This window comes from Streptomyces sp. SID12501 (assembly GCF_010550245.1).
Lineage (GTDB): Bacteria > Actinomycetota > Actinomycetes > Streptomycetales > Streptomycetaceae > Streptomyces.
Genome location: NZ_JAAGLU010000936.1, coordinates 1 through 402, shown reverse-complemented (window position 1 = coordinate 402; position 402 = coordinate 1). Strand labels below are relative to the sequence as shown.

At 74.6% G+C, this 402-nt stretch carries 1 pseudogene; it reads right to left on the bottom strand.

Annotated features, from left to right (window positions below):
• Positions 1-402, bottom strand: a pseudogene (locus G3I71_RS49220) (cell division protein FtsZ); the annotation flags it as partial.

Genomic DNA, 402 nt, shown 5'->3' with positions numbered 1-402 from the left:
GACGGACGCGACCGCCGGGACCTGGCGGGCCGTCGACCCGCTCACCTGGCCGAGCGCGCGGCCGTCCCGGCGCTGCACCGGACCACCGCCGTCGAACCCGGCGGCGATGACGGTCACGCGCACCTCGTCGCCGAGCGCGTCGTCGATGACCGCGCCGAAGATGATGTTCGCCTCGGCGTGCGCCGCCTCCTGGACGAGGCGCGCGGCCTCGTTGATCTCGAACAGCCCGAGGTCGGAGCCGCCCTGGATCGACAGCAGGACGCCGTGCGCCCCGTCGATGCTCGCCTCGAGCAGCGGCGAGGAGATCGCCATCTCGGCGGCCTGCACGGCGCGGTCCTCGCCGCGCGCGTACCCGATGCCCATGAGGGCGGACCCGGCGCCCTGCATGACGGACTTGACGTC